Here is a 5,569-nt window from a genome sequence, read left to right on the forward strand (position 1 = left end):
CAACATACAAAATAATATAAAAGTCCAGGCCTAATGGGATAGGCATGCGAGCTGTGGTGAAGCACTCGCATGGACACTGTAAGGGTTTTATATAGAACGGCTCCTCATATGAGGGGCCGTTTTTGTTTATGCGAGTTCGATTAAAAAGAATATATTTATGAAAAAAGTACATTTTATGGCATAATATAATAAATATAGTTTTCTTGAATGGAGGATAAGAATGAGGGCTTTTAGTTATAAAAGATTGTTCAAAAAACTCATTGATTTAGATATGACAAATAATGAATTGATGGAAAAGGCAAAAGTGAGTAAAAGTACATTTTACAAAATGAAGAACGGACAAAATATAACTACAGATGTTTTGCTTAGAATTTGTAATGCATTGGATTGTGATATTGAGGAAATAGTAGAGTGCATTAAGTTCGATTCTTAATATAACTTGGAATAATTTAATGAACTGGAGGAATTTATGATTAGTTATATTGAAAGAACATACTTTAATGATTTGTTAAATAGAGGTGGGTATGTTTTAGATTTTTCTACATATAGATTTGATGAATTCACATTGCATAGTGTAGGAATAGCTTTGTGTGAGAAATATAATTTATCGAAGGGTAAGTCGTTAAATGAATTCATAAATGAAGGAGATAATGATAAGGTAGTAAAATTATTGGATGATTTACTGGAATACTATGAAGTGCGATATTCCTTAGAAATAGAATCAGAGGATAAAGCTTATAACGGAAGCACATACAAATCTCTTTATAATAAGTGTAAGGAAATTATTGAAAGAGAAAAACAATATTCTAAGAAATTTTCTAAAGTATCAGAAGAGTTAAAGAAAAAATTTTCTAGTAAATATATGAATCAGCAAATAGATTTGATGGTAGCAATGTGTAATGAAAATCCGACAGAAGCAATAGGAAAGTCAAAAGAATTACTAGAAAGTTGTTGTAAAACAATCATTGAAAGCAATGGTGAAATTATAAAAGATTCAATAAATATGGGACAACTTGTAAAACAAACTCTAAGTTCATTGAATATTCCCAATAAAAGCGTGGCGATGGATTTAGAAGAAGAAAAAATTGTGAAACAAATTACAGGGAGTCTTAATGGTTTAAGTGGCGGAATAATTGAATTAAGAAATCATTATGGAAGTGGACATGGACGTTCTGCAAAATTTAATGGATTAACAAAACGACATGCAGAATTATCTGTTGGGGCAAGTATAACTCTTGTTCGCTATTTGTGGGATACATTTTTATTAATAAATGAAAATAAATGAGAACGATAAAATTAAAAGGAGGTACTAAAAATGGTAGATTTTAAGAAAAAAATTGCTTTAAAAAGTAAGTTAAAAATTACCAATCCTATTGAATTGTATAATACGCTTGATAGAAAGAGCATTGCGGGTCCTTTGAGACCTGTTCAAAAATATGCTTTGGATGAGTGGTATAACAATAGAAAAGATGAGAGAGATCTTATTGTAAAGCTACATACTGGAGAAGGAAAAACTTTAATTGGTTTGTTAATGCTACAATCTGCACTTAATTTAGGAGAGGGACCTTGTATATATGTTTGTCCTAATATTTATTTAGTCAAACAAGTTTGTGTGGAAGCTGAAAAGTTCGGTATTCCGTTTTGTGTAATTGATAGTAATAATGAAATTCCTAATGAGTTTTTATCAGGTGAAAAAATTCTAATTACACATGCTCATAAAATTTTTAATGGAAAATCAATTTTTGGACTAGGAAATAACTTCACAAAGACAAATACAATCATTCTAGATGATTCCCATGCGTGTATAGATGTTATAAAGGATTCATTTACTTTAACCATTAATAGAAATAAAAATGGAAACGAGGATATTTATGGAAGGATACTCACTTTGTTTTCAGATGATTTAATAGAGCAAGGTGAGGGGAGCTATTTAGATATTAAATCTGGAGAATACGAAACCTTCATGATGGTTCCATACTGGGCATGGAATAGTAAAAGAACTGAACTTTTATCTATTCTATCTCAATTTTCCAATATGGATGAAATTAAGTTTGTGTGGCCATTGATGAAGGATAAAATAATAGAATATTCTTGTTTTATTTCAGGAAGTAAGATTGAAATTGCGCCATATAACATTAACGTAGAACAATTTGGGACATTTTCAAAAGCTAAGAGAAGAATTTTAATGTCTGCAACAACCCAAGAAGATATATTTTTTGTCAAGGGTCTGGATTTTTCAACTAATGCAGTGGTTAATCCGATTGTGTATCCACAATTAAGATGGTCTGGCGAAAAGATGATATTGATGCCATCATTAATAGACGAAACCTGTGATAGAGATTTAGTTGCAACTAAATTTGCATCAATGAACGTTAAGAAGTTTGGTATTGTCGCTATAGTTCCTAATACAAAAAGAGCTATTTATTACAGTGAATTAGGTTCAAAACTTCCACAAAATAATCAAGAACTATTTTCTGTGATAGATGATCTAAGAAAAAGTAATTTTGAAAAAACTGTTGTGATAAATAATAGATATGATGGGATTGATTTACCAGATGAAAGCTGCAGAGTTTTGATAATGGATTCAATGCCATTTCTAAACAACTTCTCTGATAGATATGAAGAGAAGTGTTGCCCTAATAGTGAAATTATAAATAAAAAAATAGCACAAAAGATTGAACAAGGATTAGGAAGGGCTGTTCGTGGAGAAAAAGATTATTGCGCTATTCTTGTAATAGGATCTGACATAGAAAAATTTATGAGGGGAGTGTTAACAAGAAAATATTTTTCTGCTCAGACACAGAAACAAATAGAGATTGGGTTTGAAGTCGCAAAAATGGCAAAAGAAGAAATTAGTGAGGAAGATCAGCCTTTGAAGCAGATTGATTCACTAATAAATCAAATTCTCAAAAGGGATGAAGGGTGGAAAGAGTATTACACTGATGAAATGAATGCAATTGTTCAAGAGAACGTAGAAAATAAAATTTATAACAGATACGCAGAAGAAAATGAATTAGAAAAATTATTTTCACAAGGAGAATATGAGCTTGCTGTAGAAAGGACACAAAAATTCATTGATAAGTTTATCAATGATGATTTAGAAAAAGGCTGGTATTTAGAGCAGATGGCAAGATATGCATATATGTATTCAGAGGAAAAATCAAAAACACTTCAAAAGTCTGCATTTAAAAAGAATCCTCAATTATTAAAGCCTAAAGAGGGAATTGCATATTCAAAAATCTCTTTCCTAAATGAAAACAGAATAAACAGATTCAAAAGAAATATTGGAAAATATGACAGTTTTGATGAATTTAATCTTTATATAAATGAAGTGATAGAAAATCTTTCTTTTGGCATTGCGGCTGAAAAATTTGAATCTGCATTAAAAGATTTAGGTGAAATTCTAGGTTATGTTAGTCAACGACCAGATAAAGAAATTAGAAAGGGTCCAGATAATTTGTGGTGTGTTTCAAATAAAAAATATGTATTTTTTGAGTGTAAAAATGAAGTTGACGAAAATCGAAATGCTATAAAAAAATCTGAAGCAGGTCAATTTAATAACCATTGTGGATGGTTTAAGGAAGAGTATGGGGAACTTGTAGATGTTTTGCGCATAATGATAATTCCTACTAAGCAGTTAGCTCATGATGCGGATTTTAATGAGAAAGTTTTCGTGATGAGAAGGAATGGTTTAAAAAAGCTAAAAGATAATCTAAAAAAGTTTGTAAAAGAAATCAGAAAATACGAATTAGATTCATTATCTGATGAAAAAATCCAAGGGTACTTAAATATGTATAAATTAAATATTGAGGATTTTTCAGAAAATTATATTGAAAATATATATCATTTAAAAAAATAAAATAGTTAATAGAGATGGAGAGATTCTATCGCTCCATCTCCTTGCCCATGTAAATTCCATAGTTCTTTCGTATTTGATAAAGCTCGTCCATAGTAGATTTTGTAGAAGAATACTCTTGCATTAGGGTATTCTTTTTTTCTTGCAATTTATCAAGTTTATCTAAAATATCCTTAGAATCAGGTAGCTTTGAATAGGACTTTTTGAGTTTTGCAAGATTTGTTTCGTAGCGTGTGATTTCAGACTGATGCTCCTCAAAAAATGCCTTATCAGAAGGATTTGATTTATATTCTTTGTAGTAGGCTCGATACTTTTTAACAGTATGAACTTGTTCCATCGTATCAGAAAGTATCTGCATATCCTTGTCAATTTCTTTGATTTTATCTTGTAAGCTCTGTCTTTCTTCAGCACTTTTCCTGATATATTCATCAAGTTGTTTAATGGAGTTAATGCCATGTTCTCTGATGAAAACAACTGACTCAGCCATTGTATTTAAGTTATGTTTTGTTGCCCAGTATTCATAGCCTTTGCTCTCTTTCACTTTGGCATTGGTATTCATATTGATGACATTTCCGATTCGTTTTTTGACAGGTGAGGCTTTGATATTTTGATTTTCTGTAATACGCTCTTTTAATCTTTCTTCGGTATAATCCTCACTAATCGTCTTAGCTCTTGTAAATCTCTGCTTATCTTTTGGCTTAAAGGTTATATGTTTTCCATGCTTTATTTCATAACCAAGTTCCGCCATCTTATTTAGAAATTGTTCCCAATCATTAGACTGTTTTATCAAACGATCAATGTCAAATTGAAGACTGCTTTTCCAAGAAGTACCTTTCTTAGATTGCTCATTTTCATACCATGACTTACCATTTGTTTTGTACTTTCTCTTATAGCTCTCGTAGAATTCATCAATCACAGAAAGGTTATTATCCTTGCATAGCTTATCGCTTTGATACCTGATTTGGTGGTAGCTTTTCTTGTTGGATTGGTAGCATTTACCCGTTACCATATTTACATTATTGAAGATGATATGGTTGTGGATATACCCTTTATCTATGTGGGTAGACAAGACATATTCGTACTCGTCTTTTAATATCTTTTTACACAGTTTAAGACCGATTTGATGTGCCATTTCCGGAGTTGCTTCTCCCGGTAAAAAGGATTGAATAAGATGTCTTGCAAGAACAGTTCCGTTTATTCCGGCATCATTTCGTGTTCTTAAAAATTGGGTATGGGCAGTTTTGATATGTACCCATTTTCCTGGACACATATTATTTACTAGCCTAAACACATGGATACTTCCCTGTATTTTACAGGGGGCATCTATTTTGTTATTGTCTTTAGACTGGTTCGTGACGTAGTCGCGAATCATAAAACCACCCGCTATGCGGGTGCGGCAACGAAAGTTATACAAAAAAATCACCTTGCTTAAGTATAATGTAGGTGTTCAAGCCGCATTATATGCAAAAGAAAGGTGATTTTATATGGCAACAAAGACACAGAGTCTTGCGCACACAAAATGGTTATGCAAATACCACATAGTATTTACACCTAAGTATAGACGTAAAGTTATATATAATCAATATAGAAATAGTTTACGTGAAATACTGAGGCGTTTATGTGAATATAAGGGCGTCAAGATTATAGAGGGGGAGCTTATGGCAGATCATGTGCATATGTTAGTATTAATCCCACCTAAAATAGCAGTTTCAT

The 5,569-nt window shown here is 31.4% G+C and carries 4 protein-coding genes and 1 pseudogene; 4 read left to right on the plus strand and 1 reads right to left on the minus strand.

The annotated features are described in order from the left end of the window. Window positions 1–220: 220 nt before the first annotated feature. The 3 genes from Q0370_RS04570 to Q0370_RS04580 are packed head-to-tail and all read left to right on the plus strand — an operon-like array spanning window position 221 to window position 3,859. Window positions 221–433, plus strand: a complete 213-nt coding sequence (locus Q0370_RS04570) for a helix-turn-helix transcriptional regulator (RefSeq protein ID WP_101928610.1) — start codon at window positions 221–223, stop codon at window positions 431–433. 36 nt (window positions 434–469) lie between these two features. Beyond that, window positions 470–1,285, plus strand: coding sequence for an abortive infection family protein (locus Q0370_RS04575; RefSeq protein WP_101928611.1), 816 nt, complete (start codon window positions 470–472; stop codon window positions 1,283–1,285). A 30-nt stretch (window positions 1,286–1,315) separates the two neighbouring features. Next, a complete protein-coding gene (locus Q0370_RS04580) occupies window positions 1,316–3,859 on the plus strand; it encodes a DEAD/DEAH box helicase (protein ID WP_156697041.1) in 2,544 nt (847 codons plus the stop codon). Window positions 3,860–3,884: 25 nt separating this feature from the next. Here the strand turns inward: Q0370_RS04580 and Q0370_RS04585 are convergent. Then, window positions 3,885–5,096, minus strand: a pseudogene (locus tag Q0370_RS04585) (relaxase/mobilization nuclease domain-containing protein); the annotation flags it as partial. A gap of 244 nt (window positions 5,097–5,340) precedes the next feature. Between Q0370_RS04585 and tnpA the strand changes: the two are divergent. After that, window positions 5,341–5,569: IS200/IS605 family transposase (tnpA, locus tag Q0370_RS04590; RefSeq protein ID WP_299572722.1), on the plus strand; the 229-nt coding region annotated here is incomplete at its 3' end.

Origin of the sequence: uncultured Leptotrichia sp. (assembly GCF_938036635.1) — a bacterium.
In the GTDB taxonomy this organism is placed as follows: Bacteria; Fusobacteriota; Fusobacteriia; order Fusobacteriales; family Leptotrichiaceae; genus Leptotrichia; species Leptotrichia hongkongensis.

Coding starts and splice junctions, on each gene's coding strand:
- Q0370_RS04570 (WP_101928610.1), top strand. CDS start 221: ATGAGGGCTTTTAGTTATAAAAGATTGTTCAAAAAACTCATTGATTTA.
- Q0370_RS04575 (WP_101928611.1), top strand. CDS start 470: ATGATTAGTTATATTGAAAGAACATACTTTAATGATTTGTTAAATAGA.
- Q0370_RS04580 (WP_156697041.1), top strand. CDS start 1,316: ATGGTAGATTTTAAGAAAAAAATTGCTTTAAAAAGTAAGTTAAAAATT.